The sequence below is a fragment of the Methylobacterium sp. XJLW genome (genome assembly GCF_003254375.1).
Taxonomy (GTDB): Bacteria; Pseudomonadota; Alphaproteobacteria; order Rhizobiales; family Beijerinckiaceae; genus Methylobacterium; species Methylobacterium fujisawaense.
In genome coordinates, this window is the sequence record NZ_CP016429.1 from 4,687,032 (window position 1) to 4,712,822 (window position 25,791).

Consider the following 25,791-nt stretch of genomic DNA (forward strand, 5'->3'; position numbering starts at 1 on the left):
GGCGATGTCGAGACAGGTGCGGCGCAGTCTCGCCCTGGCGCTCGCCGGCCTTCTCGGCGGACTGGGACTCGTGCTGGCGCTGTTCGGCGGCGATTCCCTGCGGCGGCTCACCGGTCGGCCCGGTCCGGACGCCCCCGCGCCGAGCGCCAGCCTGCGCGGCCTGACCGATCCGGGCGCCGTGGCCGGTCGCCCCGACCCGACCATCGACTTTCGCGACGACAAGCCGGGCCGGGCGAGCCCGGCGCCGGGGGCGGGCAACATGGCCGCCCGCCCGCAGGATCCCCGCGCCGCCGCACCCGGAGCGCCGCAGGCCGGCCCAAGCCCGGATGCGCGCCTGCCGGACGCCGCCGAGGCGCCGCGCTTCGACATCGTCCGGGTCGAGCCGAACGGCGACGCCGTGGTGGCCGGCCGCGGTGCGCCGGATGCCGGGATCGAGATGCTGGTCGACGGCAGGCCGGTGGCCCGGGCCAAGGCCGACGCCAACGGCCAGTTCGCGATCGTGCCGCCGGCCCTGCCGGCGGGGGCCAGCACCCTCCGCCTGCGCATGACCGGCAAGGACGGGCGCGCGACCGAGTCGCAGCAGAGCGTCGCGGTGGATGTCGCCCCCGGCCGGGATCGCCAGCCCCTGGTGGCCCTGACCGCCCCGGACGCCGCGACCGTAGTGCTGTCGCAGCCCGGCGCCCCCGGCGCGACGGCCGACGCCAAGGCGGGAGGCAAGGCGGGAGGCAAGGCGGATGGCAGGGCCGGATCCAAGCCCAGCTCTCAGCCCGGCTCTCAGCCCGGCTCTCAGCCCAGCACCGAGCCCGGCTCCAGGGCCGCCGACCCTGCGCAGGCCGCGCGGCCGGCCGGGAGCGGCGAGACCCGCGAGGCCGCGGCGCCCGGGTCGGCGCCGACCCGGATCGTCAGCGTGGACGTGCAGGGGAACGGCCGCCTGTTCGTGACGGCCACCGGTACGCCGGGAGCCAGGATCCAGCTCTACCTCAACGACACGCTGATCGCCCCCGGCAGCATCGGGCCGGACGGCCGGGCGACCTTCACCATCGGGCGCGGTCTCAAGTCCGGCCAGTACCAAGTGCGGATCGATGAGGTCGACCCGGCCACCGGCAAGGTCGCCAGCCGCGCGGCGGTGCCCCTGTCGGTGCCCGAGCCGGCGCAGCTCGCCGCCCGGGAACCCGCCGAGCCCGCGCCCTCGGCCGCCCAGGACGGGGCGCGGGCCCCGGACGCGCGGGCCGGCGACGCCCGCGACGGGGCCGATCGGGACCGGCCGGCCGCGGCCTCGCCCCCGGCCGCCGGATCGAGCCCCCTGGTGGCCGACATGGCGGGGCCGAACCGGGCCGGGACGGTGTTCGTGCCGGAGATCAGCACGGCCCGGATCACCCGCGGCGACAATCTGTGGCGCATCAGCCAGCGCACCTATGGCCGGGGCGAGCGCTACACGGTGATCTACGACGCCAACCAGAACCAGATCCGCGATCCGGACCTGATCTATCCGGGCCAGATCTTCGTGCTCCCCGCCGACAAGCGCGGCTGAGCGGCTTCGGGGCCTGCCCGACCGTCCTCAGGGCCGCCGGGGCGGCCTGAAACGCCGGAGCTCCAGACCACGACCTCGTCCTGGGGTGCCCGCGCGCGGGCCTCGCAGGAGGGCTCCGGAATCCCGATCGCCGTTCGGGGTGAAGCCCAGGGACGGGACGGGTCCCCGCGCGCAAGGCGCCCGGACCGCCTCCGGTCGATGCCGCCGAACCGTCGTCACGCGCACCGCCGTGACCGCGGGGGGCACAGCCCGGGCAGAGCCGGGTAACGACGGGCACCGGCGCCGTCCGCAGACCCGCCTCACTCCACGACCTGATCGTCGCCCGCAAACGCCAGGCGGCGCAGGCTGCGCAGCGCCCCGTCGAGGTCCGCGCGGGACGGGGAGGCCAGGGCGAGGCGCACCGCGTTCGGCGCGTGGCCGGGATGGACCGCGAAGGCCGAGGCCGGGAGGAGGGCGATGCCCTGGCGCAGGGCCGCGGCCGCGTAGGCCTCGGCCCGCCACGTCTCGGGCAGTTCCAGCCAGAGGTGGTAGGCTTGCGGATCGCCGACCACCCGGAGGTCGGCGAGCGCGGCCCGGGCCAGAGCCTGCCGGGCCGCCGCATCGTGGCGCTTGGCCTCGGCCAGCGCCGCCGCCGAGCCCCCGGCCATCCAGTGCATGCCGGCCGCGAGCGACAGGCCGAGCACCGTCCAGGCCCCCTGGCGGACGGAGGCGGCGAGCCGGTCGGTCAGGGCAGGCGGCGCGGCGATCAGGCCGACCGTCAGGGCCGGCATCACCCGCTTCGACAGGCTGTCCACGAAGATCACCCGGTGCGGTACGAGGCCGGCCAACGGCGGCGCCTCGGCCAGGAAACTGTAGACCGCGTCCTCGATGGCGATGAGCCCGGTGCGATCCAGGACCTCCGCCAGGGCGGCCCGCCGCGCCGGCCCCATCGTGGCGCCGAGGGGATTGTGCAGGGTCGGCTGGAGATAGACGCCGCTCAGCGGGGTCGCCCGGTGGGCCTGGAGCAGCGCCTCGGGACAGACACCCTCGGCATCCATCGCCAGCGGGATCAGCGTGATCCCGAGCCGCGCCGCGATGCCCTTCACCCCCGGATAGGTCAGGGGCTCGCAGCCGATCCGCTCGCCGGGCGCCGCCAGGGCCGCCAGGGCGGCGGCGAGCGCCTGCCGGCCGTTGCCGGTGAACAGGATATCGGCGGGATCGGGGGCGTAGCCCTCCCGGGCCAGGAACCCGGCGGCGACGGCCTGCGCCCGCGGCGTGCCCGCGGGCCCGTACTGGCTGAAGCCGATCTCGGCGCCGCTGCGGGCCAGCGCCGCCAGGGTCTCGGACAGGACCGCCTCCTGCTCCGGCAGGCGCGAATGGGTCCGCTGCAGGTCGAGGGCCGCCGCGGGCGGCTCCGGCCGGAGCAGGCCGACCTGCCCCGGATCGCTGCGGACATAGGTGCCCCGCCCGACCTCGCCGGTCACCAGCCCCCGGCGGGCCAGTTCCGCGTAGACCCGGCTCGCCGTCGAGACCGCGATGCCCCGGGCGTAGGCGAAGTCCCGCTGCGGTGGCAGCCGCGCCCCGGGGCGCAGCCGGCCCGCCGCAATGTCGGCGGCGATCGCGTCGGCGACGGAGCGGTAATCCGCGGCGCGCATCATTGCTCCGAGGTCAATGTTTCGATTGATCCGAGATGTGTATCGGATCAATGCTCCGCCAGCAATCCCGGCCGGACTGCATCCCCGCCATCGGATCGACCGCGATGCCCGCCGTCACATTGTCTTCGTCACCCGCCCTTCGCCGCCCCGCCGCGCGCCCGTCCCTGCTCCGGACGTGGCTGAATCGGATCCGCACCCGGCGCGCCCTCGCGGCGCTCCACCCCGATCAGGCCCGGGATGCCGGCCTGGAGCCGTGGGCGCTGCGCATCGAGATCGCGAAGCCGTTCTGGCGGGCGTGACGGGTGCCCTGCGCGCAGCGCGGGTGATCCCGCGCCGCCCCGCGCCTATATGCGGGACTCAGCATTCCCTCCCGACAGAACCCGCATGACCGACAAGACCGCGCCTCAGGCCGGGCCGCCTCTCCCGGCCGAGCGCCCCGGCCTGATCGCCACCTACCGCCGGCTCTGGCCGCATCTCTGGCCCCATGGCCGGCCCGACCTGCAGCGCCGCGTCTTCCTGGCCTTCGGCCTGCTGCTCGCCGCCAAGCTGGTGACGATGGTGACGCCGTTCACCTTCAAGTGGGTCACCGACGCGCTGGTCGCCGCCGTGGGGGGCAAGGACGCACCGGTGCCCACGGGGCTGCTCGCCGCGCCGATGCTCTTGATCGCCCTCTACGGCGTCTCGCGGATCGCCATGTCGGCGCTGACCCAGGTGCGCGACGGTCTGTTCGCCAAGGTGGCGATGCATGCGGTGCGGCGCCTCGCGCTCCAGACCTTCGAGCACATGCACCGGCTGTCCCTGCGCTTCCACCTGGAGCGCAAGACCGGCGGCCTCACCCGGGTGCTGGAGCGCGGCCGCGCCGGCATCGAGGAATTGTCGCGCCTGATGGTGCTGACGCTCGTGCCGACCATCGTCGAGTTCGTGCTGGTGCTCGGCGTGCTGGCCTACGAGTTCAGCTGGACCTACGCGGCGACCGCCTTCGTGACGGTCGCGGCCTATCTCGCCTTCACCTACAAGGCGACCGAGTGGCGGATCGCCATCCGCCGCCGGATGAACGCCTCGGACACGGACGCCAACACCAAGGCGGTCGATTCGCTGCTCAATTACGAGACCGTCAAGTATTTCGGCGCCGAGCGCCGCGAGGCCGCCCGCTACGACGAGTCGATGGCGCGGTACGAGAAGGCCTCGACGCAGACTTACGTGTCCCTGGCGGTGCTCAATGCCGGGCAGGCGGTGATCTTCACCCTGGGCATGACCGTGGTGATGTGGCTCGCCGCCCGGGACATCCTGGCCGGGCGCACCACGATCGGCGGCTTCGTGCTCGCCAACACCATGCTGGTGCAGCTCTCGATGCCCCTCAACTTCATGGGCATGATCTACCGCGAGATCAAACAGGCGCTCATCGACATCGACGACATGTTCCGCATCCTCGGGCAGAACCCCGAGATCGCCGACCGGCCGGGCGCCGCGCCGCTCGCGGTGGCGGGCGGCACGCTGCGGTTCGAGGATGTCCGTTTCGCCTACCATCCGGAGCGGCCGATCCTGCGCGGCGTCTCCTTCGCGATACCGGCGGGCCAGACGGTGGCGGTGGTCGGGCCCTCGGGGGCGGGCAAGTCGACGCTCTCGCGCCTGCTGTTCCGGTTCTACGAGCCGCAGGGCGGGCGGATCAGCATCGACGGGCAGGACATCGCGGCGGTGACGCAGGAATCCCTGAGGGCAGCCATCGGCATGGTCCCGCAGGACACGGTGCTGTTCAACGACACGATCGGCTACAACATCCGCTACGGCCGGGCCGACGCCACCGACGCGGAGCTGCGCGAGGCGGCCCGGCTCGCGCAGATCGACCGCTTCGTCTCGAGCCTGCCGGAGGGCTACGACACGCCGGTGGGCGAGCGCGGCCTGAAGCTCTCGGGCGGCGAGAAGCAGCGGGTCGCCATCGCCCGGACCATCCTCAAGGCGCCGCCGATCCTTGTGCTCGACGAGGCGACCTCGGCGCTCGATTCCTTCACGGAGGCGGAGATTCAGTCGGCGCTGGACCGGGTCAGCCGCGGCCGCACCACCCTGGTGATCGCCCACCGGCTGTCCACGGTGGTCAACGCCGACGCGATCCTGGTCCTCGACCACGGCCGCATCGTCGAGCGCGGCACCCATGCGGAGCTGCTGGAGGCCGGGGGCGTCTACGCGGCGCTCTGGGACCGCCAGCGGGAGGCCGATGCGGCCCTGGAGGTTCTGCAGCGCGCCGACGCACCGGTGGCGCCCCGGCCCGGGCAGGCGGCCCTGCCGGAGACCGAAGCCGCGGAGTGACCGGACGGACACAAGCGGACCGTGCCGAGCGGCCCGGGTGCAACCGGAGGCGGCAGCGGCCGTTTGCCGGACATGCCGCACTTCTATCTCCACATCCGTGACGGCCAGTGGCTGATCGAGGATCTCGACGGCGCCGACCTGGCCGACCTCGACGCCGCCCGCGCCGAGGCCGAGCGCTCCGCCCGCGCGCTCTTGGAGATCCAGCGCGTCGACGGCGCGGTGCTGGCCGGCCAGTCCTTCGAGATCGCCGACGCGTCGGGTGCGGTGCTGGCGGTGGTCCCCCTCAAGGACGTGCTGGAGCTGCCCTGATCCCGCGGGATGCCTCGCATCCGCGCCCGCGTCCCGCGGTGCCGGAGCGCGGCGAAGGCCGCGAAGGAGGCCTCCGGCCGGGCGCGCGATCCCTGAAGCCCTCCTTCGCGGCCGCTCCGCCGGGGCAATCCCCTAGGACCGCGACCGCACCCGGACCCCGAGCAGCGCCTCGAACGGCAGGACCATGGCGCCCTTGTCCCGGTCGCCGTGTCCCTGGCGCAGGGCGGTCTGGTAGGTGACGGTGGCGGCCGCGGTGACCGGCATCGGGAAGCCGTTCTCCGCGGCGATCGCCGCCGCGGCGACGAGGTCCTTGTAGGCCGCCCCCATCGGATAACCCTCGTCGAAGCGGCCCTGGAGGATGCGCGGCACGAAAAACTGCGCCGCGTAGCTCCGGCTCGTGCCCGTGGTGACCACCTGGGCGACCTGATCCGGGTCGAGCCCCAGGGCGACGGCCATCGGCAGCACCTCGGCGAGCGCCGCGATGTTGATGTCGTAGAGCACGTTGTTGATCGTCTTGGTGAGCTGGCCGGCCCCGGCCGGCCCCATAGCGAGGATGGTCGTGCCGATCCGCGCCAGCAGCGGGCGCACCCGCGCCACCGCCCCGGCCTCGCCGCCGCACATCACGGTGAGCGTCCCGGCCTCGGCACCGGCCGGCGCCCCGGAGACCGGCGCATCGACGAAGGCGCGCCCGGTCGCCGCCACGGCGCGGCCGATCGCCAGGGCCTTGGCGTGGGCGATGGTGCTGAGGTCGACCACGACTGCCCCGGGGGCGAGGCGCTCCGCCAAGGCGCCGGTGCCGAAGAGCGCCGCCTCGACCGCGTCGCCGTCCGGCAGACACAGGAACAGCACGTCGGCGCCGGCGGCCTGACCGGGATCGGTCGTGGCGACGAGCCCCGGCGTGTCGAGACCGGCGAGGCGCCGCGGATCGCAATCGATCGCGACGAGCGTCTCGGCGTCGGAGTCCCGCTTGGCCGCGAGGTTGCGGGCGATGGGATGCCCCATCGCGCCGAGGCCGAGAAGGGCGAGGCGCGCGGCCATGCGGGTGTCCCTGTTCCGGGTGTCCGGCCGCCCGCCCGTCCGTACGGGGGGAGGCGCCGCGCCAGCATGTCGCCGGACGGGGCCGTCTTCCAGCCCCGTCTCCGGCATTCGTGGGACGCGCGTCATTTCAGGGCCGCGCAGCGGGACCCGGCTCCGGAGGCTGCTCCGGTCGGGACACCTGCGCCGGTCCCCTCTCCCGTGCGGGAGAGGGGACCCGAATTCCCTGTGCTCGCGTCCCGCCCTCCAGCGCGGCCGCGCGGGGACGATCAGGCGCACCGGAACGGCGGACGGGGGCCAGGGATGCGTGGAGTTGCGCCGCGCCGTTGTTCCCTCGCCCGAGAAATCGGTCTACACGGCCGCTCCCCCGAAATTGCTTACCTGCCGCGTATGCAGGACTGAGCCCGGAGACGCTCGAACCATGCCGATCCTCACCTTCCCCGATGGCAACACCCGGGAGATTGCCGCCGGCACCACCGGCCGCGCCGTGGTCGAGGGCATCGCCAAGTCGCTGGCCAAGCGCACCGTCGCCATGGCGCTCGACGGCACGGTCGCCGACCTCGACGACCCGATCGCGGGCGACGCCCGCATCGAGTTCCTCGACCGCACCGACCCGCGCAGCCTGGAGCTGATCCGACACGATTGCGCCCACGTGCTCGCCGAGGCGGTGCAGGCGCTCTGGCCGGAGACGCAGGTCACGATCGGCCCGGTGATCGAGAACGGCTTCTACTACGACTTCCATCGCGAGACCCCGTTCACGCCCGAGGACTTCCCGAAGATCGAGGCGAAGATGCGCGAGATCATCGCGCGCGATACTCCCTTCACCAAGGAAGTCTGGACGCGCGAGGACGTGCGCGCCCTGTTCGCCGGCAAGGGCGAGGGCTTCAAGGTCGAGCTGGTCGACGCGATCCCGCCGGGCGAGGATCTGAAGATCTACCGGCAGGGCGAGTGGTTCGACCTCTGCCGCGGCCCGCACATGACCTCGACCGCCAAGGTCGGCACCGCCTTCAAGCTGATGAAGGTCGCGGGCGCCTACTGGCGCGGTGATTCGAACAACCCGATGCTGACCCGCATCTACGGCACCGCCTGGGCGAGCCAGGCCGACCTCGACGATTACCTGCACCGGCTGGAGGAGGCCGAGCGCCGGGACCACCGCCGCCTCGGCCGCGAGATGGACCTGTTCCACTTCCAGGAGGAGGGGCCGGGCGTCGTCTTCTGGCACGCCAAGGGCTGGACGATCTTCCAGGAGCTGATCGCCTACATGCGCCGGCGCCTGCGCGGCGACTACGCCGAGGTGAACGCCCCGCAGATCCTCGACAAGGCCCTGTGGGAGACCTCCGGCCACTGGGGCTGGTACCGGGAGAACATGTTCGCCGCGCAGTCGGCCGGCGAGGAGGCCGAGGACAAGCGCTGGTTCGCCCTCAAGCCGATGAACTGCCCGGGCCACGTGCAGATCTTCAAGCACGGCCTGAAATCCTACCGCGACCTGCCCCTGCGCATGGCCGAGTTCGGGATCGTGCACCGCTACGAGCCGTCGGGCGCCATGCACGGGCTGATGCGCGTGCGCGGCTTCACGCAGGACGACGCCCACGTCTTCTGCACCGAGGACCAGCTCGCCGACGAGTGCCTGAAGATCAACGACCTGATCCTCTCGACCTACGCGGATTTCGGCTTCGACCAGATCGTCGTGAAGCTCTCGACCCGGCCCGAGAAGCGCGTCGGCTCCGACGCCCTCTGGGACCATGCCGAGGAGGTGATGACCCGGGTTCTGGCCCAGATCGAGGAGCAGTCGGCCGGCCGGATCAAGACCGCGGTGAACCCGGGGGAGGGCGCGTTCTACGGGCCCAAATTCGAGTACGTGCTGCGCGACGCCATCGGCCGCGACTGGCAGTGCGGGACCACGCAGGTGGACTTCAACCTGCCCGAGCGGTTCGGCGCCTTCTACATCGACGCCGACGGCGCGAGGAAGCCGCCCGTCATGGTCCACCGGGCGATCTGCGGCTCGATGGAGCGCTTCACCGGCATCCTGATCGAGCATTTCGCCGGGCATTTCCCGCTCTGGCTGGCGCCCGTGCAGGTGGTGGTGGCGACGATCACCGGCGAGGCCGACGCCTACGCCCGGGACGTCATCCGAACCCTGGAGCGGGCCGGCCTGCGGGTCGAGGCGGATCTCCGCAACGAGAAGATCAACTACAAGGTCCGCGAGCACTCGCTGGCCAAGGTGCCGGTCCTCCTCGCCCTCGGGAAGCGCGAGGCGGAGGAGCGGACGGTCTCGATCCGGCGGCTCGGCAGCCAGCAGACCCGCACCCTGCCTCTGACCGACGCCGTGGCGGCCTTCGTGGCGGAGGCGACCGCCCCGGATATCCGCCGCGCCCAGGCGGTGGCCGAGACGGTCCCGACCAGCGACACCGTCCTCGACGGCCATCACGGCGTGCACGACGCGCCGTGATCGCGCGGCGGCCGGATCGACCCGCCCGGCCTGCGCCGCCGGGCGGACGCGGAAACCGGCTTGGCCGACGGCCGGCATCCGCGCGCCGGGACCTCGTCCGGGGCCCTGGACAGTCTTGAGGCGCATCCACGCGACCGTCTCAACTTCCGGATGGTGCGACCGCGCCAAGGATCGTTGAACGCGAATTGATTTCGTCAAGGTTGGCGAAAGGAATCCCATTCTATGAGGACAAGGGATTAATTTCCGAGCCGGCTCGATCCGGCGACCGCGCGACGTGGTCGGGTTGCTTCGGGGGAATGGCCATGACGGCGCGGGTGGGCAGGGCGGCGATGAAGCTGGCGCGGCGCTATCCTCGGGCTGTCCGTGGCCGGCGCCAGGACGGCCTCGGCCGCGGACGCACCCTCGGACCCGGTCTGGTCCGGGCCCTGGATTCCCTGCCGCACGGCCTGTGCGTGTTCGATGCCGCCGACCGGCTGCTGTTCATGAGCGACGGGTTCCGGCGCCTCTTCGGGTCGGCCGCGAACCGGATCCGGCCCGGCCTGCATGCCCGGGAGGTCGATGCCGCGAGCGCGGCCGGGCCCCTCCCGTCCGACCGGGATCCGAACGGGCTCTGGGCGGCGTGCCGGCGGCTCCGCGCCCGGGGCACGACCGATGCGGTGGTGCAGACGCTTCCGGACGGGCGCCAGATCGCGCGCACGCTGCACCCGCAGGCCGGCGGCGGCTGGACCGCCCTGTGGGAGGACGTGACCGAGCGCCGCCGGACGGAGTCGCTCCTGCGCTACATGGCCCACCACGACCCGCTGACCGGATTGCCGAACCGCTACCTGTTCGCGGCCCGGCTCGACCGGGCCCTGGCGCGCCGCGACGGCGTGCCCTGCGCCTTGCTGTCCATCGACCTCGACGGCTTCAAGCCGGTCAACGACCGTCACGGTCACGCCATGGGCGACGCGCTCCTGCGGCAGCTGGCCGAGCGCCTCCGGGAGGGGTTGGGGGCGGCAGACATCGCCGCGCGGCTCGGGGGCGACGAGTTCACCATCCTCCTGGGCGACGCGGCGCCGGCGCCGGCGCTCGGCTTCGCCCTGCACCTCCACGCGCGCCTCGCCGCCCCCTACGATCTCGGTGCGGGATCCCCGATCCGCGTGGGCGCCGCGATCGGCGTGGCCTGCGCACCCCTGCACGCCACGCGGGCGCAGGCCCTGGCGGAGCGGGCCGACGCGGCGATGTACACGGCCAAGCGGCTCGGCCATCCGTGCCTGTGGGACGAAGCGCTGATTCTCGGGCCGACGGATACCGGACGCGGAGCCCCGGCCTGAGGCGGCCGCACCCCGACGTGCCGCGGAGCACGCCCGCCGCGAAAGCTTGGGCTTATCTCTTCCCCATACCGCGAAGACAGTCGCGAGCCGGAGGGAGATCGACGATGAGCTGGACCAACCGCATCACCCTGGCCCTCACCCTGGCGGGTGGCGCCATCGCGCTGACCCTGTACGCGCAGGCCCTGTCCCTGCCGGCGCATTTCGTCTGAGCGGCGCCGCCGGACCTGCGGGCGGGGAGGCGCTCAGCGCGCCTTCTCGTGCTCCCCGAGGCCCACGGCCTTGTAATCGTAGGTCGGGTAGAACTCGGTGCGATACGCGCCCCAGGCCGTGTCCTCGAGGACGCGGTTGACCTCGCGCAGGCGGGATGCGGGCAGCCGCAGCACGATGATCTGCCCGATCCCCATGACGACGGTCCAGGAGACGACCTCGATGCCCGGAGGCGGGAAGGCCTTGTAGAATCCCTGCCGGGCGAGCTGCGCGTTCAGGTCCGCCAGCGGGCGCGATTGGTCGTGGCGCAGGAAGACCGTCAGCATCACGGCGTTGTCGGCCGTGGCCGAAGCCGTGCCCGCCGGCGGGGGCGGTGCGGTCTGCGCCGTCGCCCATCCGGCCGAGCCGAGAAGCATGAGCGCTGCCGCGAGGGCACGGGCCGGACCTGTCGAACGTCGCATGTGATGCCCCTGTCTTGGACCCGTGCCGGCCTCCGACACCGCGCCGGAGGGCGCGCCGTCAGCCGGTTTCAACATCGTAAGAGAGGCGCAGCCGCAGGCGGACCGCGCCCTGCTCGTCGCGCACGGCGATGACGTAGTCCTGCCGCTGCACCGGATCGGTCAGCCCCTGCGCGACCCGGGTCAGCAATCGAACCGCCTTCGCCCGCGCCGCGGCAAGATCGGGCAGATCGAAGCCGTCCCGATCGCGAATCAGGTTGGCGCCGTCGTGGAGATCGATGAAATAGCGGGGCACGGATGCGGGCTCAGCGAGCGCGGAAGCGCGCAGGTATCGACCGCCGGTGTTTCTACGTAGTTTCCCGCGGGCCGCACTGCGCGGTCCTCCGTGTCGCATCCCGAGACGCGGCCGGGATCAGTTCCCCAGAAGAGTCTCGGCAAAATCTTCCGGAACCTCCCCGAACTGGCCGAGGATCGTGACGCCTTCCAGTTCTCCGGTCTCGTCGTCCGCGACGATCTTGAGGGCCGCCGCGCCCGGCATGCGGGCGGCCAGCGCCTCCGCCTTCTTGAGGGCGCCGAACTCGCTCTGGGCGGGCTCCTGACGGGCGGGCCGCAGGCGTTTCCGATGCAGCTCGAACGGCTGCACGAGGAAGGTGGTCCTCAGGGTCATTCCGGTCTCCTCGGCGCAGCCGGCGATCGCGAGGCCGACGGCTCGCTCGCCTACAGGCTGCGTGTGGTCACCCCAAGGGCGAGCAGGACGTAGGCACCGATGAAGAACCATTGCCGGTGCGCCACGACCGTTTTACCGACCATGGGGATGCGCGTGTACAGGCTGGCGACGGCAAGGCCGATCAACACGGCCGACACCAGGAACGTGAGCAGGCGCGGGGCGGAGAGCGTGGGCATGGCCCATGCTCGCGCCGGCACGCTTACCGGACCGTTACCGGTCGAGCCCCGGAACGAGGGGGCGTTGCGCCGTCAGCGGCCCCTGGGTGCCCGGAAGCAGTCCGACCTCGGCGAGCCACAGAACCGCGATCGCTCCGGCCAGCAGCGTCGCGAGCGAAGCGAGGCGCCCGGTCCACCGCCGGAGGACGATCATCACGACCACGACGGCCAGCAGGGCGATGAGAAGCACGAGCATCAGCATGGCCGCGCCATGCCACGCCCCGGCCGCCGCGTCACCGCAGAAGACGATGCAGCCCCCGGCCGACAGAGACGCGCAAGCTCCGAAGCCGCGAGACTCGCCTTCTGGTCGTTCCGCAGAGTGGAAACACTACCGCAGTCGATAGGCTTCGCCGGGCCGCGCAAGAAAGTTCTCCATCGCCGATTGCCAGATCTACCTTCCAGCTGTCCGCCGCGCGCACGCCAGTCATCCGCAGGATGCCCCGCGCCAAACGCTTTTGTAACTTGCATTCAGCGCTCAAAAGTAGCAGATCCCTCGTGAGGGGCACATCAGGAATCTTGCAGTGACAGAGGAAACCACAGGGCCCAACTCGAATTTCATCGAGCTGGCGGGCGACATCGTCGCCGCCTACGTGTCGAACAATCCGGTTCCGGCCTCGGAGCTGCCGGCCCTGATCGCGCGGGTGCACGGCGCGATCAGCGGGCTCGTCGCCGGGACCCTGACGCCGGAGACCGGGGCGGCGCCCCAGGCCGATATCGAGAAGCCGAGCGCGGCCCAGATCCGCAAGTCGGTCCGGCAGGACGGGATCGTCAGCTTCATCGACGGCAAGACCTACAAGACGCTGAAGCGTCACCTGACCAGCCACGGCCTCGATCCGCGCAGCTACCGGGACCGCTACGGCCTTCCGGCCGACTACCCGATGGTCGCCCCCAGCTACGCCGAGCAGCGCTCCGCCCTCGCCAAGGCGATCGGCCTGGGCCAGCCCGGCGCCATGGCCGAGCGTGAGCGCAAGGGCCGCAAGGCAGCCTGAAGGCGGACATCTCCGGGGGTGCCCCATGCGGGGCGCCCCCGCAACGCTCCGCGGAGCCACGCGCATCGCGCCGCTGCGGCCGGAACGGCCCGCAGCCTTTGGCCGCCGGAACGCACCGAAACCGTTGCATCACCGCCACACGCCTCCAAGACATCGCAGGACACGGACAAGCTGCCACACTCTGCACAAAGCTGATGCGCACGCCGGAGCCCAGGGATGTTACCGAGGGGTTCGGCGAGATGAAGCGAGAGCAGACGATGACGAGTTCGGTCGTGCCGTTCCCGGCGCATATCGCGCCCGCGGTCGCGGACGAGGACACCGCGTCGATCATCGCCGTGTTGCAGGATCAGCTGGCGCTGGCCCGCGAGGGCCGTTTGCGCTCGGTGGCGGTGGTCTCCGTCTCGGCGGACGGCGAGGCGATCGGCACGCAATGGTCCTGCAAGGGCTCCGACATCAGCAACCTGATCGGCAAGCTGACCGTCCTGACCCATGACATGATGGCCGCCCGGAAGTGAGCGACGGGCTCTCGCGGGTGCGCCCGCGAAACGAGCCCACAGGGCCGCGCGGATGCGCGGGCACTGTCCGCCCGCTGCGGCGTTCCAGAGGCGTGGTCCGGTCCCGGACCGAAGGAAGGCCTCCGGATGACTCGTGCTCTTCTGCTCCCCGCGTTACTGGCCGCGGCCGTCCTGCCCGCCGCGGCTGCGGCGGCCGAAGACCCGAAGGACGCCACGCGCACCGAGACGATCGCGGGTCTCGTGCGGATCGTCGGCGCGCAAGCCGGCATCGTTCTCTACTGCCGCAAGTTCTACACCGTCGATGATACGGTCTCCGAAGGCTTGTCCCGCACGGTCCGCCGGGCACTCGACGTTTCCCTCGGCCACCGGCAGGCGCAGACCGTCATCGCCGCGGAAGGCCGGCGCGTCGCGGAGGAGATCGCCGCGGTGGGTGCGGAGCAATGGTGCGCCGATCAACGCGAGATCCTGAATACAGACGGCGTCCGCGTCTTCATCGACTGAGCCCGCTGGGGGCCGGCCCTGCGCTCAGCCCCCACGACATCGACAGCCCTCGCGACAGATCTTCCACGAGGCCCGCGCCCAGAATAGATGAGGGCGGCAGACCGACTTTATGTTCCGCAATGCAGAACAGATTATGATCTTGTTCGCCCGTTCTTCGTCTGTCATGTTTTGACGACGGATGAAACTGAACAGATCAAGCCGGTCGCACTCGTCCGTACAAGAGCCCGAAGGGCCGCGAGACCGGCGGAGAAGGAAACGCCATGTCCCGACCGCTCTATCTGGCCCTCGCCCTCGTCCTATGCGGGGCTGCCGTCACGCTGTTCGCCTTCATGCGCGCGCCCCAGTCGAAGGAATTCGCCGGGTGGGATGTCGCCTTCATGAGCGGCATCGGCGCGGTCGCCCTGGGCTTTCTCACCACCCTCGTCGAGGTCGTCACCGGCTAGGACCGGCACCGGATCGATACGCAAGCCGCGACCGGTGCGACGCATACGAGGCCGACACGCCGGTCACGGCTTCATCGCCCCCTTTCTGCTGGGCGGCCGGCGCGGCACAGGCCACGCGGTCGCCCGATCGCACCGCGCCCGAAGCCCGCTGAATTCACAGTTCGGCGGGCATCCCGACAATTCGATGCATTTCGCAAACCCTGTCTGAACCCGGGTGTCCGATCCTGTCGGACAGAGGTTTGTCGAGGCGGTGATGTTCGAACGACGCAGCGCTCCGCGCACGATCCTGAACGAGACCGGCAGCATCTCGGTGGACGAGCATCGAAGCCTGCCCTGCATCGTCTACGATCGGTCGGCCGGCGGCGTGCGGATCGCGCTTCCGGACACCGAGATCGTGCCGGATCGCTTCATCCTCAGTATCGACGCGAGCAACGAGATCCTCGTCTGCCAGGCCATCTGGCGCAAGGCGGACGAGATCGGGGCGACCGCGGACGTACCCGAGACGGCTCGGTCGGGCGGCTGGACGATGCTTCACGAGCTGGAGCGGGCCTGAAGGCGGCCGAAGGCCGGTCCGCCCCGCAGCGAGGCCGCGCGGCCCGAAGTGGCCCTTCGCATCGGATCATCGCGCCGGTCGGCGCGCCGGGGCACCGTGGAGCCGGCTCGCGTCAGTCCCAATCGATGTTCAGAGAGCGCTCGAAGGCGGCCGCGGACAGTTCCTTGCCCTTCGGGTCGGCGACCGTGATCTCGCGGAAGCCGCGCCGGGCCAGTTCCCAGGTCTTCTCCATGGCTTGCTCGTCAGTCCCGCAGGCGAACGTCATGACGCGCCCGGACGGATCAATCCCCTTGACGGTGAACACGTCTCTCTCCCTGCTCTCACCTCCCATATAGAGGCGCGTCCCGCATCGCGCCTCCCGCCATCGTGAGAGACACGGGGGCCCGTCGCGTCGTTCCGCGCAGGGCGGGCCCTCAACACGGAGCGATGGGCCATCATCGGCCCGCCGGCGCGCGGGATTCGCCCGTGAGACGCGAAACCGAGATCCGACCGGTCGTTGCACGGTACGGTCGATCCCTGGACCTCCGTGCTCGTGCGGCCGACCCGCCTGGGCGAGGATGCGTCGCCAGGCGGGTCCGACCCGGACACGCGCCTTCGCCGGGACCGGCCTCGCACAGGCCCGCAGGGCCATCGGGAGCTCATCGACGCGCTTCACGATTCGGCCGATCCCGCCCGCACCCGCGGGCAGGCGCTCGATGCCGCGATGACGCCGTGCAGGATGTGTACAGAGCCATCCGCGCCCGGTCTCTGGGCGCGTGGGCGGGCGGCCCGTCGCGGCGCTGCCGGCCGTCTTCGGACGCGGAGTTGGCAATGATGTACGGGGAGGTGGGCCGCCTGGCGGATGAGGGCCTGCGGCTGAGCCTGCGGCAGGCCGAGAATGCCGCATTGCTCGTGATGGCGATGCAGTATGCCTGGGCGGAACTGTGGCTCGAGGGATATCGGGCGGCCGGAGCCGCCCTCAGTGCCGAACGCGATCAACGGGCGCGGACGCGGCGCTTGATCCGTCGCGGCGTATCGCCGGCGGCAGCCGCTCAGGCGTTGCACATCGTCTGAGTCAGGGCCGGAGACAGAGGCGCCCGGGGCGCTCCGTCTCCGGCGGCGGGCTCAGCGACTCGCCTCGACGGAGGCCTGGACCATCGGTCGGCCAAGGGCCGAGACCGTCCGGCTGACGGTCGCCGGCGCCGCCACGGGCTGAGGCGTGGTGGTCAGGTCGTGGATCGCACGGATCTGCTGGGCAGGCCGGGCCTGCTCCCGATAGAGCGGCGGGGTCAGGTGCAGGTGATCGTCGGCGGCGGCCGGGCCGATGAAGGCGGCCGAGGTGAGCGCGGCCGACGCGAGGATGAGGATCGTGCGCATGGTGCGTCTCCGTTTCGATCGCAGCGTCGACCGCGGATTGCGATCGACCAGCGCATGAGACCACGGATTTGTGCGATGCGGCATGCGTTTTTCGCATTGCACCATATCGCTACGACGGCACGGTTTTGCAATGTTCCCGGGCTTTCTGGAGGGCCTGAGCAGGCCGACAATTAAATGCCCATGCATTCGATGCAAATGAACTAAACTTCCATTGGCCGGTTCTCAAATATAACTTGGACGCGCGCATCATTTAATTTCTGATCCGGGCGCCGGATGGTTCGTCGCAGCCGCACGGGCGCACCCGGATCGGCGGCCTCCGGCGCCAGATGCCCGTCACACAGGCCCGGTAGACCCACACACCATGCCAAGCATCACGGATGCGCCGATGACGCCCTCCGATCTCGACAAAAGGGCCGAACTCACCATCTGGCCCGCACGCGCGACCGGTCGTTCCGCGGAGGGGCGCCCGTTCGCGACGCTGCGCGAAGCCCTCGCGGTTGCGCTCGAGGCGATCGCGTCCGACGACGCCCAGCCGTGGATCATCACCGAGGCCGGTGACATCCTCTCACCGCGCTGGATCCAGGCGCATTCCCGCTCGCGATCCCTGCAATAGCCGGGGCGACGCGGGTCTTGCAGTCACGATCAGCAGCCGATGCAGATGTCGCGCACCACGTGCGGGTGTCGCAGACCGGTGCGCTGGTTCGGAAGCCGCCCTTCGAGGGATGAAAATCCGCTCCCCAGCCCCGTGGGACGTCGGCGCCCCCCGGTCGGGTCGGCCTGGACCGGCGCCGGTGCCGGCGCCGCCGCGACCGGTGCGGGCTGGGCCGGGAGGACGGGAGCGGGAGCGCCGTTGGCCATCCCCGGATCGGGCTGCGTCAGGGCCATGCCGGGAACCGGAGCCGTCGGCGCGAACTCGCCCGCACGACCCGGCAGGGAGGCGGCGACGAGGGGAGCGACGATGGGGCCTGCGAGGACGAGCCGGGTCAGCGGATGCATCACACTCTCCAGGCTTGGAAGCCGGCACGGCACGGAAAGCCGCGCCTGTGCCCGCCAATCCCGATGACGGGCCCCGGTCCGGCCCCTGTGTGACGCGGGGGCCGACGCGGCGCCACTCATCCATTCGACGGAGCGGTCTCCGGGCGGCTCAGTAAGCGCGACCGTAATAGGGCTGCGAGACCGGGCGATAGCGGTCGCTGACCGGCCACGTATAGGGCTGATTCTTGCCGGTCTGCAGGTGCGACCGGAATTTCGGCTCGTTGAAACCGATCCCGTGCAGGCCTGTCGCGCCATGGGCGCCCTGCGCCTTGGGGCCGGCATCGCGCGCCAGGGCTGCGCCCGAGACGCCGAGAACGAGAACGGCCGCGAAAGAGACGCGGCCCAGAATGACGCTCATTTCTGCCTCCTGTCCCGGCCCAGGTGCCGGAACAGGATGAACGGCATCGGTTCGGCCCGGTTCCGGGCCCGGGAGGCGCTCAGAAGCCGCCGCCGAGGCAGGCTTCGGCCAGGGGATCGCCGCAGAGGTCGCCGGTCCGGACCGGCGCGGCCGCCGCACCGCCGATGCCGGCCCCGCCGAACGCCCCTCCGCCGGACGGGAGCGTGCGGGCCGCTTGTGCGGGATCGTCCGCGCGGAGCCCGCTCGCCCCGACGATCCCGGCCCCGCCCGTTCCGACGCCCCCCGCGCCGGCCGCTCCGGAAATCGAGGCGCCCGCGCCCGGGCTCACGGCCGCGCCGGTCCCGAGCCTGAACACGCCGAACAGCCCGACGCTGGACAGGGTGGTGCCGGACGCTCCGATCGCGGCCGCGTCGGCGGTCCCGCCTGCGAGACCGGCCGACGCAGCCGCAGGGAACAACGTTCCCGATGTCCCGACAGAGCCGACCCCCGTGGCGGTGCCGTTGCCGAGACCGTTGAGGGAGCCCGCGCCCGTCAGGGCGGTCGTCTGCCCCGTGCGGGTCGTGCCGCCGGATCCCAGGCCCAGGGAGAGGCCAGACCCGCCACCCAGACCGATCGTGCCGCTGGTCAGCGACAGGGTGCTCCCCGGTGACGCGCCCAGCCCCGAACGCGACGCGGTGCCGAATCCGCTGCGCAGGCCGCTGGCGCCGATCGTCCCCCCGGTCCGGAGGCTGGAGCCGGAGACGCCTGCGCCGCCGGTCGCGGCCGAGCCCAAGGTTCCGAGCTGGCCCGCACCGGTCGATCCCGCGGCCGATGTGCCGATGGCAGTCCCGGCCGATTGCCCAGCCGCCCGCCCGCCCGAGGCGCCGATGCGGCCGCCGCCGCCCGCGCTGCCGAAGCTGAGCTGGCCGGCATTCACCAAGCCGCCGGTCTGCGCCGAGACGGTCGGGAACGGGCCGGTGGTGGTGCCGCCGCCGAGGCTGAGCTGACCGGGATTGGCGATGGGCGTGATCGGCTCCGGCGAGGCCGAACTCGGCACCGTCGCGGTGGCCGACAGGCTCTGCGCCGAAGCCGGGATGGCGATCGGCAGCAGCAGGGCGGCGAGGATGGACCGCATGGCACGCTCCGCAGGCCGGCGGACGAAGACAAAGCCGGACAGATTTGTTGCCGAGAAACAGAGGGGCGTCCGGCCGGTTCCGGCGGCGCACCGACGCGGAACGCCCGCCGCAGGCGCGGAAAGAGCACCGTCGGCCTTCATGCTGCCGGAAAGGCGGTGTGGTCTCGGCGGCGGATCCGCCCGGACCTGCGCCCCGACCTGCGATCGTACCGTTGCCCGAAACCCTCGCCTCAGGCTTGCGCAGCGCCGGCTGGCTCGCCGGCCTGCCGGCCCTCGCGCTGATCTGGGCGAGTGCGACCCTCTACGCCGCCCCGCGGATCGCCGAGGGACTCGAGGCCGAGGGGGCGGCGGTGACATCCGGCACGGCCACCGCCACCGGCGAGCCCTGGCTGCGCCTGGAGGCCAGCGGCCGCGACCTCGTGGCCGCCGGCGAGGCGCCGGACGTCGCCGAACGGGCCACCGTGCTGTCCCGCCTCGCGGCCCTGGACGGCCCCCGCCGCATCGTCTCCGAGGTCGGCATCGTGGAGACCGCCGCGCCCTTCCAGTGGGCGGCGATCCGCACCGGCCCGAACCGGATCGCCCTGGAGGGCAGCCGCCCGGTGGAGATCGGCCGGCGGGCCCTGGAGGCGCGGATCACCGGCGCCCTCCATCCCGGCACAGGCCTCGACGACACCGCCCGGGCCGCCCGGGGGGCGCCGCCGGACTTCGCCAGCGCGGCCGCGTTCCTGGCGGCCCGGCTCTCCGGCCTCGCCAAGGGCGGGCGGGCCGCCCTCAGCGACACCGTGCTCAGCCTCTCGGGCGAGGCCCTGGACGTGCCGGCCTACGAGGCCCTGCGGGCGGCGCTCTCGGACCCGCCGGAGGGCTTCAGCATCGGGCGGATCGAGATCCTGCCGCCCAAGGTGGCCGCGTACCGGTTCGCCGTGGAGAAATCCGGCCGGGGCGTCGTCCTCGACGGCTTCACCCCCTCGGCCGCAGACCGCGAGGCCGCCCTGCGCGCGGCCACCGAGGCGGCGGCGGGCGGCGCCGTGGAGGACCGGCTCCTGGCGGCCCGGGGCCTCGACCCCGCCATCGACCCGAAGGGCCTCATCGCCTTCGCGTTCAAGCTCGCCGAGCTGATCCAGTCCGGGCGCGTGGTCTTCCAGGACGGGGCGGTCTCGGTGACCGGCGACGCCATCGACGGGCAGGCGCTCCCGGACGCCGAGGCGCTGATGCGCGACGGCCGGCCCGCCGGCGTGGCAGCCGGGCCGGTGGCGCTCACGGCGCGGCCGCTCTCGCCCTACCGGGTGGCGATCCGCCGGACCGCCGATTCCGTGCTCCTCACCGGGCATCTGCCGGACACCGCGACCCGGGAGCGGGTGCTCGCCGCCCTGCGCCCGCGCCTGTTCCGGGAACCGGTCATCGACCGCACCCGCCTCGCCGACGGCGCCCCGCCGGATCTCGGGGACGCGCTGGCCGCCGCCGCCCCGCTGGTGGCGAACCTCGCGGACGGGACCGTCACGGTCTCGGACCGCGCCCTGACCCTGACCGGCGAAAGCCTCTATCGGGAGGGCGCCGCCCGCACCCCGGACCGGCTGGCCGAGGCGCTGCCCCCCGGCTGGACCGGACAGGCCACCGTCACGGCCCGGGACGCCGCCGAGCGGCGCGACCCCGCCACCTGCCGCGCCGACTTCACCGCCGCCCTGGCCGGCACCGACCTGCGTTTCCCCGCCGGGGGCGCGGTCCTGACGCCGGCCTTCTACCCGACCCTCGACGCCCTCGCGGCCCTGGCCAAGACCTGCCCGTCGCTGCGCATCGCCGTCTCGGGGCCCGCCGACCCGGCCAAGCCGACCCCGACGCCGGCCGCCGGCCCGGCGGCCACGGGGGAGGGCGCGCCCGCCGCCGCACCGACCCAGATCGCCAGCGCCGCCAAGCCGGAGCCCCCCAAGCCGGAATCCTCCAAGCCGGAGCCCCCCAAGGGGGATACGCCCAAGGCGGAGACGCCCAAGGGGGACACGCCCAAGGGAGACACGCCCAAGACGCGGGGCAAGCCGGATCACGCCAAGACCGAGGCCGGCAAGGCGGAAGCGGCCAAGAAGGACGCCAGGAAGGAGCCGGCCGCGCACGGCAAGGCTTCGGCGAAGAAGCCCGCCGAGGCCCCCGAGGAGCCGCCGCCCGACCTGCCGCGCCTGCGCGCCCAGGCGGTCGTGGAGTATCTCCTCCAGGCCGGCGCCCGACCGGAGCAGGTCACGGCCGGGCCGGACGGGCCGGCCGGCCCCGTCGTCTTCGCGCTGCTGCCGTGAGGGACATCCGCTCCGCCCCGCGCCCGGCCGCCGGGCCGCGCCCATCCGCGCGCAGCGATCGCGCCCGCAGGGAGGCCGGACGGCCGTGACGCTGCTGCTCGCCGGATTCTGGCCCGGGCTCGCCGGGGCGGCCGCGCTCGGCCTCGTGGTCGGGGCGCTGGTCGGCTGGCCGGACCGGCTCGCCGCCTCGCTGGGACTTTGCGTGGTGGCGGGGCTCGTGGCCGCGGCGGCGCTCGCCGGGTTCGTGCCGGGCCTGCCCGGTCTGTGGCTCGACGGCGCGGGCCTGATCCTGCCGGTCTACTGCGCGGCCTGCGCCCTCGGGGCGCTGGGGCGCCGCCTCGTCGTCCGGGATTAAGGGTTCGGGAACCGGTCCGCCCCCCGGCGGCGTTCATCCGGCAACAGGGCCCCGAGGGCCCGCCCCGAACCCGGAGAGGCCGCGATGCCCTGGACCGTCGAAAGTCCCCATCCCGCGAAACGCCGCGCCGTCCGCCTGCCGCGCCCCCGCGCCGGCGCCGCCGCCACCGGCCTGTTCCTGGCCGGACTGATCCTCTCGGCCGCGACGGTGCCGCTGATCGAGCCCGCCGACGCCACCACCGCCACCCACACCACGCAGGCCGCGCTCACCCCTCCGGCCCGCTGAGCGAGGCAACCCGCGCCCGCCCCCGAGGGTTGTCCGCCGGGGCCCGTCCGGCCCGAACCGTGGGGGAGACGCGCATGGGACTGCTCGAATCGGCGATCGGCGGCGTGCTGGGCCAGGTGTTCGGCGGGCAGAAGCAGGGCGCCGGGGGCATGTCGCCCCTGGTGAAGGCGCTGTTGATGCTGCTGCTGGCCAAGGGCGCCAGCGGCGGCTTCGGCGACATCTTCGGGCGCGGGGGACGGGGCGAGCCGGGCCCCGAGGCCGACCGCTCCGGCGGCGCCGGCCCCTACGGCCGCGATCCGGGCCAGCACCCCGCCGATGCCGGCGGACGCCGCCCCGACGACGGGGGCGATATCGGCGGCTGGGACCAGTATGGCGGCCGCCGCGACGGGGGCCCAGAGGGGCCGACGGATCCGTCCCTCCCGCCCGGCGATTTCTCGGATCTGTCCGGCATGCTCGACGGCCCCGGCGACGCCCCGGCCCCGAGCCGCGCCGCCCCGGCGGGGCAGGGGGATCTCGGCGGCCTCGACGGGCTGGTGGACCGCTTCCGCCAGGGCGGCCTCGGCGACGTGATCGAGTCCTGGATCGGCCACGGCGCCAACCGCCCGGTGGCCCCGGACCAGCTCGCCCGGGCGCTCGGCCCCGACACGGTGGACACCCTCCAGAGCCAGACCGGGATGGACCGCGAGACGCTGCTGTTGCAGCTCGCCCAGGCGCTGCCGGAGGTGGTGCACGCGCTCACGCCGCAGGGGCGGGTGCCGGGGGAGGCGGAGCGGCAGGGGTGGTGATCTCGACATGCACAAGAATTACAGATCGATGTCTTCAATCTGTAATGATGTCACGCCGCCGTCCTTGTTCCTAAAATAACGAACCCTTGCTTTCACTGCATCTCTATCGATTGCTTTAAGTATCTTTGGTCGTAATTCGCCACGAAGCTCGATGGGAGTTGCACATGAAACGCGATATATACCTTCACTGATAACATCGCACTTGCCGATACCACTGTCTCTATCGTATGCAAATAATCTTAATTCCGCATCAGTGGCTGAAGCATCAAGCAATCGACTATTTATGTCTTTTATTGACTCCTTGTTATATGTTGCAAATTTTTCTCGCCTCTCTCCAATAGAAAATTGTACTATCTCGGCAGAGCCGCGCAAAGGAAGTCCGATCTCATTTATTTGCGGCCTCACTTTCCGCGTGAGCCTCGCCAATTTATTAGGACCAATACTTTCTAGTTGCGATTTATAAGGAGCAAATTCCTTTTCTCGCTCCTCGTATTCCTCCAGTTTTTTTAATATCTCTTGAAATTCTACTGAATTACCGATCAGATCTGAGGCTCTAGCGTCGGAAACTGCCTGCGCGTGCCGGAGCATTTCCATTGCCAATCGAGTATTAACATTTCCAGACTCGATCATCTTACCTAATTCTTGAAATCGTTTTGTTTCCTCCGAGGTCTGTAAAGTCCGCTGCTTTTCTCGCTCTAATTCAATATTTGCAAGATCAAGAAGCTTCTTCTCCTCCTTCGGTAACAGCCTAGTCACTGAATGCATGATGTATTTGAGAAATATCCCCACCGGAACGTGGGCGAATTTTGGAGCTTCTTTTATCAGCTCTTCGATGATAGGGATCAGAATATCTAATGGAAAAGAGCCCTTCTCAGGCGCCTTGATTATGATATTGACGTAATTTTTGCTATTTATTCTCTGTGCAACCTTACCGCTTCTTCTAAAATGCTCTATTGTCGCTATAAGGCGAGCAAATGCGTAAGTAGCTCTGCTGTAGTCGTAAAACTGTAAGAGACCACTACTAGCGAGACTTCCATCGTAGATCAGTGATACGACTTCCGCGTCCCCCGAGGTAAAAGGTACACTCTCCGCCATCAAATCGCTGCCGCGCCTTAGTGCGGGAGCAGCACAACCGGGTGGCGGCTCCCAACTCAAGGTTTTAATCTAGCGTGTGTTGGCGTTTCTCAAAAGCCCGAAACAGGCAGCATCCACAACAGGACCACCTTTGAAGCAAAATTCAAAGTGCAAATGTTAAGCTGCTAGGTCAGACGGAATCAAACCCGCCGCATCACCAAGCTCGCATTCGTCCCACCAAACCCAAACGAATTCGACAGCACCACATCCACCTTCTTCCGCTTCGCCTCGAACGGCACCAGATCGATCTTGGTCTCGACCGAGGGGTTGTCGAGGTTGAGCGTCGGCGGGATGACATTGTCGCGCAGAACGAGGATCGAAAAGATCGCCTCGACCGAGCCGGCGGCGCCCAGCAGGTGGCCCACCGAGCTCTTGGTGGACGACATGGTGGCGTTCGCGGCGGCATCGCCCAGGAGCCGCTCCACGGCCTTCAGCTCCAGCTCGTCGCCCATGGGCGTCGAGGTGCCGTGGGCGTTGATGTAGCCGATCTCGGACGGCGAAATCCCGGCCCGCTTCACCGCGGCGCTCATGCAGCGGAAGGCGCCGTCGCCGTCCGGGGACGGGGAGGTGATGTGGTAGGCGTCGCCCGAGAGGCCGTAGCCCACCACCTCGGCGTAGATCTTCGCGCCGCGGGCCTTGGCGTGCTCGTACTCCTCCAGCACCACGATGCCGGCGCCCTCGCCCATGAGGAAGCCGTCGCGGTCGCGGTCGTAGGGGCGGGAGGCTTTTTCCGGCGTGTCGTTGAAGCCCGTGGTCAGCGCCCGGCAGGCGGAGAAGCCCGCGATCGAGAGGCGATTCACGGGCGATTCGGCGCCGCCCGCCACCATCACGTCGGCGTCCCCGAGCGCGATCAGGCGGCTCGCGTCGCCGATGGCGTGGGCGCCCGTGGAGCAGGCCGTCACGACCGCGTTGTTCGGGCCCTTCAGGCCGTGGGCGATCGAGACCTGGCCGGAGGCGAGGTTGATGATCCGGCCCGGGATGAAGAACGGCGAGATCCGGCGGGGCCCCTTCTCGTGCAGGGTCACGGAGGCGTCGTAGATGCCGCCGATGCCGCCGATGCCGGAGCCGATCAGCACGCCGGTGGCGCACTGGTCCTCGTGGCTCTTCGGCGCCCAGCCGGCATCCTTCAGGGCCTCGTCGGCCGCCGCCATCGCGTAGACGATGAACGGATCGACCTTCCGCTGCTCCTTCACCTCCATCACGAGGTCGGGGTTGAAGGTGCCGTCGGTGCCGTCGCCGAAGGGGACCTGCGCGGCGATCCGGCAGGGCAGGTCGGCGGATTCGAAGCCGCGGATCGGGCCGGCGCCGCTGTCGCCCGCGATCAGCCGGCTCCAGGTGTGCTCCACCCCGCAGCCCAGCGGCGTGACCATCCCCAGACCCGTGACCACCACCCGCCGCATGTGCCCTGTCCCGTCTTGAGGCGCAGCCCCGCCGGCAGAGCCGCGGTCGCGCATCGTCCTAACGCCCTCGGCGGCAGAATCGGTCCCGGCGGGACCCGTCACGCCTCCGAGCCTTGAAACGCATAACGGCGCGGGGGCTGTTTCGCCTCACCCGCGCCGCGTCAAACCCGGTCCCCGGCGCCTTTAGGCGGCGGAGTTCTTCTCCAGGAACTTCACGGCGTCGCCGACCGTCTGGATGGTCTCGGCAGCGTCGTCCGGGATCTCGACGTTGAACTCTTCCTCGAAGGCCATGACCAGCTCGACCGTGTCGAGGCTGTCGGCACCGAGGTCGTCGATGAAGTTGGCGCTCTCGACCACCTTCTCGGGCTCCACGCCCAGGTGCTCGACGACGATCTTCTTCACGCGCTCAGCGATATCGCTCATCGGTCTTCCGTCCTCGTCCTTTTGGTCTGTCAGTCTTCTCGGGGTGGTGCCGTGGCCGCGTCGCGCCCTTGCGGGCTTGTTGTG

At 71.1% G+C, this 25,791-nt stretch carries 32 protein-coding genes; 17 read left to right on the forward strand and 15 right to left on the reverse strand.

Annotated features, from left to right (window positions below):
* Positions 1 to 4: 4 nt before the first annotated feature.
* Entirely contained in the window at positions 5 to 1,531 is a 1,527-nt protein-coding gene (locus A3862_RS21685) for a LysM peptidoglycan-binding domain-containing protein (RefSeq protein WP_111473987.1), read from the forward strand.
* Between the two features lie 299 nt (positions 1,532 to 1,830).
* Here A3862_RS21685 and A3862_RS21690 read toward each other — a convergent pair whose 3' ends face one another.
* Positions 1,831 to 3,165, reverse strand: a complete 1,335-nt coding sequence (locus A3862_RS21690) for an aminotransferase-like domain-containing protein (protein WP_043761123.1) — start codon at positions 3,163 to 3,165, stop codon at positions 1,831 to 1,833.
* Between the two features lie 104 nt (positions 3,166 to 3,269).
* Between A3862_RS21690 and A3862_RS21695 the strand changes: the two genes are divergently transcribed.
* From A3862_RS21695 to A3862_RS21705, 3 genes are all read left to right on the forward strand, one after another.
* Positions 3,270 to 3,464, forward strand: coding sequence for a DUF1127 domain-containing protein (locus tag A3862_RS21695; RefSeq protein ID WP_043383150.1), 195 nt, complete (start codon positions 3,270 to 3,272; stop codon positions 3,462 to 3,464).
* Positions 3,465 to 3,549: 85 nt separating this feature from the next.
* The gene (locus A3862_RS21700) at positions 3,550 to 5,469 is read left to right on the forward strand and encodes an ABCB family ABC transporter ATP-binding protein/permease (RefSeq protein WP_043757145.1); all 1,920 of its coding nucleotides are present in this window, start codon (positions 3,550 to 3,552) and stop codon (positions 5,467 to 5,469) included.
* Positions 5,470 to 5,541: 72 nt separating this feature from the next.
* On the forward strand, positions 5,542 to 5,778 hold the full coding sequence (locus A3862_RS21705) for a DUF6894 family protein (protein ID WP_043382977.1): 237 nt from the start codon (positions 5,542 to 5,544) through the stop codon (positions 5,776 to 5,778).
* Positions 5,779 to 5,910: 132 nt separating this feature from the next.
* Here the strand turns inward: A3862_RS21705 and A3862_RS21710 are convergent, their stop codons facing one another.
* Positions 5,911 to 6,816: an NAD(P)-dependent oxidoreductase gene (locus A3862_RS21710; protein WP_043757143.1), complete on the reverse strand. Its 906-nt coding sequence runs from the start codon at positions 6,814 to 6,816 to the stop codon at positions 5,911 to 5,913.
* Between the two features lie 418 nt (positions 6,817 to 7,234).
* Between A3862_RS21710 and thrS the strand changes: the two genes are divergently transcribed.
* Together thrS and A3862_RS21720 are read left to right on the forward strand one after the other, a co-directional pair.
* Positions 7,235 to 9,262 carry a threonine--tRNA ligase gene (gene thrS / locus A3862_RS21715; protein ID WP_111473988.1) on the forward strand — a complete coding sequence of 676 codons (2,028 nt, stop codon included), beginning with the start codon at positions 7,235 to 7,237 and terminating at the stop codon, positions 9,260 to 9,262.
* A 302-nt stretch (positions 9,263 to 9,564) separates the two neighbouring features.
* Positions 9,565 to 10,575 carry a sensor domain-containing diguanylate cyclase gene (locus A3862_RS21720; protein ID WP_111473989.1) on the forward strand — a complete coding sequence of 337 codons (1,011 nt, stop codon included), beginning with the start codon at positions 9,565 to 9,567 and terminating at the stop codon, positions 10,573 to 10,575.
* Between the two features lie 242 nt (positions 10,576 to 10,817).
* Here the strand turns inward: A3862_RS21720 and A3862_RS21725 are convergent, their stop codons facing one another.
* The 5 genes from A3862_RS21725 to A3862_RS21745 all read right to left on the reverse strand — a co-directional run bounded on the left by A3862_RS21725 (position 10,818) and on the right by A3862_RS21745 (position 12,378).
* Positions 10,818 to 11,243 (reverse strand): hypothetical protein, encoded by a 426-nt coding sequence (locus A3862_RS21725; protein ID WP_043353555.1) that lies wholly within the window; start codon positions 11,241 to 11,243, stop codon positions 10,818 to 10,820.
* A 58-nt stretch (positions 11,244 to 11,301) separates the two neighbouring features.
* Positions 11,302 to 11,535: a DUF6894 family protein gene (locus A3862_RS21730; protein ID WP_043353552.1), complete on the reverse strand. Its 234-nt coding sequence runs from the start codon at positions 11,533 to 11,535 to the stop codon at positions 11,302 to 11,304.
* A 117-nt stretch (positions 11,536 to 11,652) separates the two neighbouring features.
* Positions 11,653 to 11,907: a hypothetical protein gene (locus A3862_RS21735; RefSeq protein WP_043353551.1), complete on the reverse strand. Its 255-nt coding sequence runs from the start codon at positions 11,905 to 11,907 to the stop codon at positions 11,653 to 11,655.
* 50 nt (positions 11,908 to 11,957) lie between these two features.
* Positions 11,958 to 12,143, reverse strand: a complete 186-nt coding sequence (locus A3862_RS21740) for a hypothetical protein (RefSeq protein ID WP_043353550.1) — start codon at positions 12,141 to 12,143, stop codon at positions 11,958 to 11,960.
* Positions 12,144 to 12,177: 34 nt separating this feature from the next.
* Positions 12,178 to 12,378 (reverse strand): hypothetical protein, encoded by a 201-nt coding sequence (locus A3862_RS21745; protein ID WP_425285088.1) that lies wholly within the window; start codon positions 12,376 to 12,378, stop codon positions 12,178 to 12,180.
* 325 nt (positions 12,379 to 12,703) lie between these two features.
* Between A3862_RS21745 and A3862_RS21750 the strand changes: the two genes are divergently transcribed.
* From A3862_RS21750 to A3862_RS21770, 5 genes are all read left to right on the forward strand, one after another.
* The gene (locus A3862_RS21750) at positions 12,704 to 13,171 is read left to right on the forward strand and encodes a MucR family transcriptional regulator (protein WP_043353547.1); all 468 of its coding nucleotides are present in this window, start codon (positions 12,704 to 12,706) and stop codon (positions 13,169 to 13,171) included.
* A 239-nt stretch (positions 13,172 to 13,410) separates the two neighbouring features.
* A complete protein-coding gene (locus A3862_RS21755; protein WP_043353563.1) occupies positions 13,411 to 13,686 on the forward strand; it encodes a hypothetical protein in 276 nt (91 codons plus the stop codon).
* A 126-nt stretch (positions 13,687 to 13,812) separates the two neighbouring features.
* On the forward strand, positions 13,813 to 14,187 hold the full coding sequence (locus A3862_RS21760; protein WP_111473990.1) for a hypothetical protein: 375 nt from the start codon (positions 13,813 to 13,815) through the stop codon (positions 14,185 to 14,187).
* A 260-nt stretch (positions 14,188 to 14,447) separates the two neighbouring features.
* The gene (locus A3862_RS21765; protein ID WP_043353544.1) at positions 14,448 to 14,630 is read left to right on the forward strand and encodes a hypothetical protein; all 183 of its coding nucleotides are present in this window, start codon (positions 14,448 to 14,450) and stop codon (positions 14,628 to 14,630) included.
* Between the two features lie 253 nt (positions 14,631 to 14,883).
* Positions 14,884 to 15,183, forward strand: coding sequence for a PilZ domain-containing protein (locus A3862_RS21770; protein ID WP_043353543.1), 300 nt, complete (start codon positions 14,884 to 14,886; stop codon positions 15,181 to 15,183).
* A gap of 112 nt (positions 15,184 to 15,295) precedes the next feature.
* Here the strand turns inward: A3862_RS21770 and A3862_RS21775 are convergent, their stop codons facing one another.
* Positions 15,296 to 15,514 (reverse strand): hypothetical protein, encoded by a 219-nt coding sequence (locus A3862_RS21775; RefSeq protein WP_210274712.1) that lies wholly within the window; start codon positions 15,512 to 15,514, stop codon positions 15,296 to 15,298.
* A gap of 380 nt (positions 15,515 to 15,894) precedes the next feature.
* On the opposite strand from A3862_RS21775, the gene A3862_RS21780 reads away from it, so the two are divergent.
* On the forward strand, positions 15,895 to 16,236 hold the full coding sequence (locus A3862_RS21780) for a hypothetical protein (RefSeq protein ID WP_236961428.1): 342 nt from the start codon (positions 15,895 to 15,897) through the stop codon (positions 16,234 to 16,236).
* A 51-nt stretch (positions 16,237 to 16,287) separates the two neighbouring features.
* On the opposite strand, the gene A3862_RS21785 is transcribed toward A3862_RS21780, so the two are convergent.
* Positions 16,288 to 16,539, reverse strand: a complete 252-nt coding sequence (locus tag A3862_RS21785; protein ID WP_043382995.1) for a hypothetical protein — start codon at positions 16,537 to 16,539, stop codon at positions 16,288 to 16,290.
* Between the two features lie 385 nt (positions 16,540 to 16,924).
* Between A3862_RS21785 and A3862_RS21790 the strand changes: the two genes are divergently transcribed.
* The gene (locus tag A3862_RS21790; protein WP_043382998.1) at positions 16,925 to 17,152 is read left to right on the forward strand and encodes a hypothetical protein; all 228 of its coding nucleotides are present in this window, start codon (positions 16,925 to 16,927) and stop codon (positions 17,150 to 17,152) included.
* A 29-nt stretch (positions 17,153 to 17,181) separates the two neighbouring features.
* Here A3862_RS21790 and A3862_RS21795 read toward each other — a convergent pair whose 3' ends face one another.
* The 3 genes from A3862_RS21795 to A3862_RS21805 all read right to left on the reverse strand — a co-directional run bounded on the left by A3862_RS21795 (position 17,182) and on the right by A3862_RS21805 (position 19,046).
* Positions 17,182 to 17,535 (reverse strand): hypothetical protein, encoded by a 354-nt coding sequence (locus A3862_RS21795; RefSeq protein ID WP_043757128.1) that lies wholly within the window; start codon positions 17,533 to 17,535, stop codon positions 17,182 to 17,184.
* A 148-nt stretch (positions 17,536 to 17,683) separates the two neighbouring features.
* The gene (locus A3862_RS21800) at positions 17,684 to 17,932 is read right to left on the reverse strand and encodes a hypothetical protein (RefSeq protein ID WP_043353533.1); all 249 of its coding nucleotides are present in this window, start codon (positions 17,930 to 17,932) and stop codon (positions 17,684 to 17,686) included.
* A 79-nt stretch (positions 17,933 to 18,011) separates the two neighbouring features.
* Positions 18,012 to 19,046 carry a hypothetical protein gene (locus tag A3862_RS21805; protein WP_111473991.1) on the reverse strand — a complete coding sequence of 345 codons (1,035 nt, stop codon included), beginning with the start codon at positions 19,044 to 19,046 and terminating at the stop codon, positions 18,012 to 18,014.
* Positions 19,047 to 19,258: 212 nt separating this feature from the next.
* Between A3862_RS21805 and A3862_RS21810 the strand changes: the two genes are divergently transcribed.
* The 4 genes from A3862_RS21810 to A3862_RS21825 all read left to right on the forward strand — a co-directional run bounded on the left by A3862_RS21810 (position 19,259) and on the right by A3862_RS21825 (position 22,750).
* The gene (locus tag A3862_RS21810; RefSeq protein ID WP_111473992.1) at positions 19,259 to 21,325 is read left to right on the forward strand and encodes a hypothetical protein; all 2,067 of its coding nucleotides are present in this window, start codon (positions 19,259 to 19,261) and stop codon (positions 21,323 to 21,325) included.
* Between the two features lie 85 nt (positions 21,326 to 21,410).
* Entirely contained in the window at positions 21,411 to 21,680 is a 270-nt protein-coding gene (locus A3862_RS21815) for a hypothetical protein (RefSeq protein ID WP_043757120.1), read from the forward strand.
* An 84-nt stretch (positions 21,681 to 21,764) separates the two neighbouring features.
* A complete protein-coding gene (locus A3862_RS21820; protein ID WP_043355950.1) occupies positions 21,765 to 21,965 on the forward strand; it encodes a hypothetical protein in 201 nt (66 codons plus the stop codon).
* Between the two features lie 74 nt (positions 21,966 to 22,039).
* Entirely contained in the window at positions 22,040 to 22,750 is a 711-nt protein-coding gene (locus tag A3862_RS21825) for a YidB family protein (RefSeq protein ID WP_111473993.1), read from the forward strand.
* A gap of 18 nt (positions 22,751 to 22,768) precedes the next feature.
* On the opposite strand, the gene A3862_RS31180 is transcribed toward A3862_RS21825, so the two are convergent.
* From A3862_RS31180 to A3862_RS21835, 3 genes are all read right to left on the reverse strand, one after another.
* The gene (locus tag A3862_RS31180; RefSeq protein ID WP_124263009.1) at positions 22,769 to 23,845 is read right to left on the reverse strand and encodes a DUF7946 domain-containing protein; all 1,077 of its coding nucleotides are present in this window, start codon (positions 23,843 to 23,845) and stop codon (positions 22,769 to 22,771) included.
* Positions 23,846 to 24,024: 179 nt separating this feature from the next.
* A complete protein-coding gene (fabF, locus tag A3862_RS21830; RefSeq protein WP_111473994.1) occupies positions 24,025 to 25,284 on the reverse strand; it encodes a beta-ketoacyl-ACP synthase II in 1,260 nt (419 codons plus the stop codon).
* 183 nt (positions 25,285 to 25,467) lie between these two features.
* Positions 25,468 to 25,707 (reverse strand): acyl carrier protein, encoded by a 240-nt coding sequence (locus A3862_RS21835; RefSeq protein WP_007559070.1) that lies wholly within the window; start codon positions 25,705 to 25,707, stop codon positions 25,468 to 25,470.
* Positions 25,708 to 25,791: the final 84 nt, after the last annotated feature.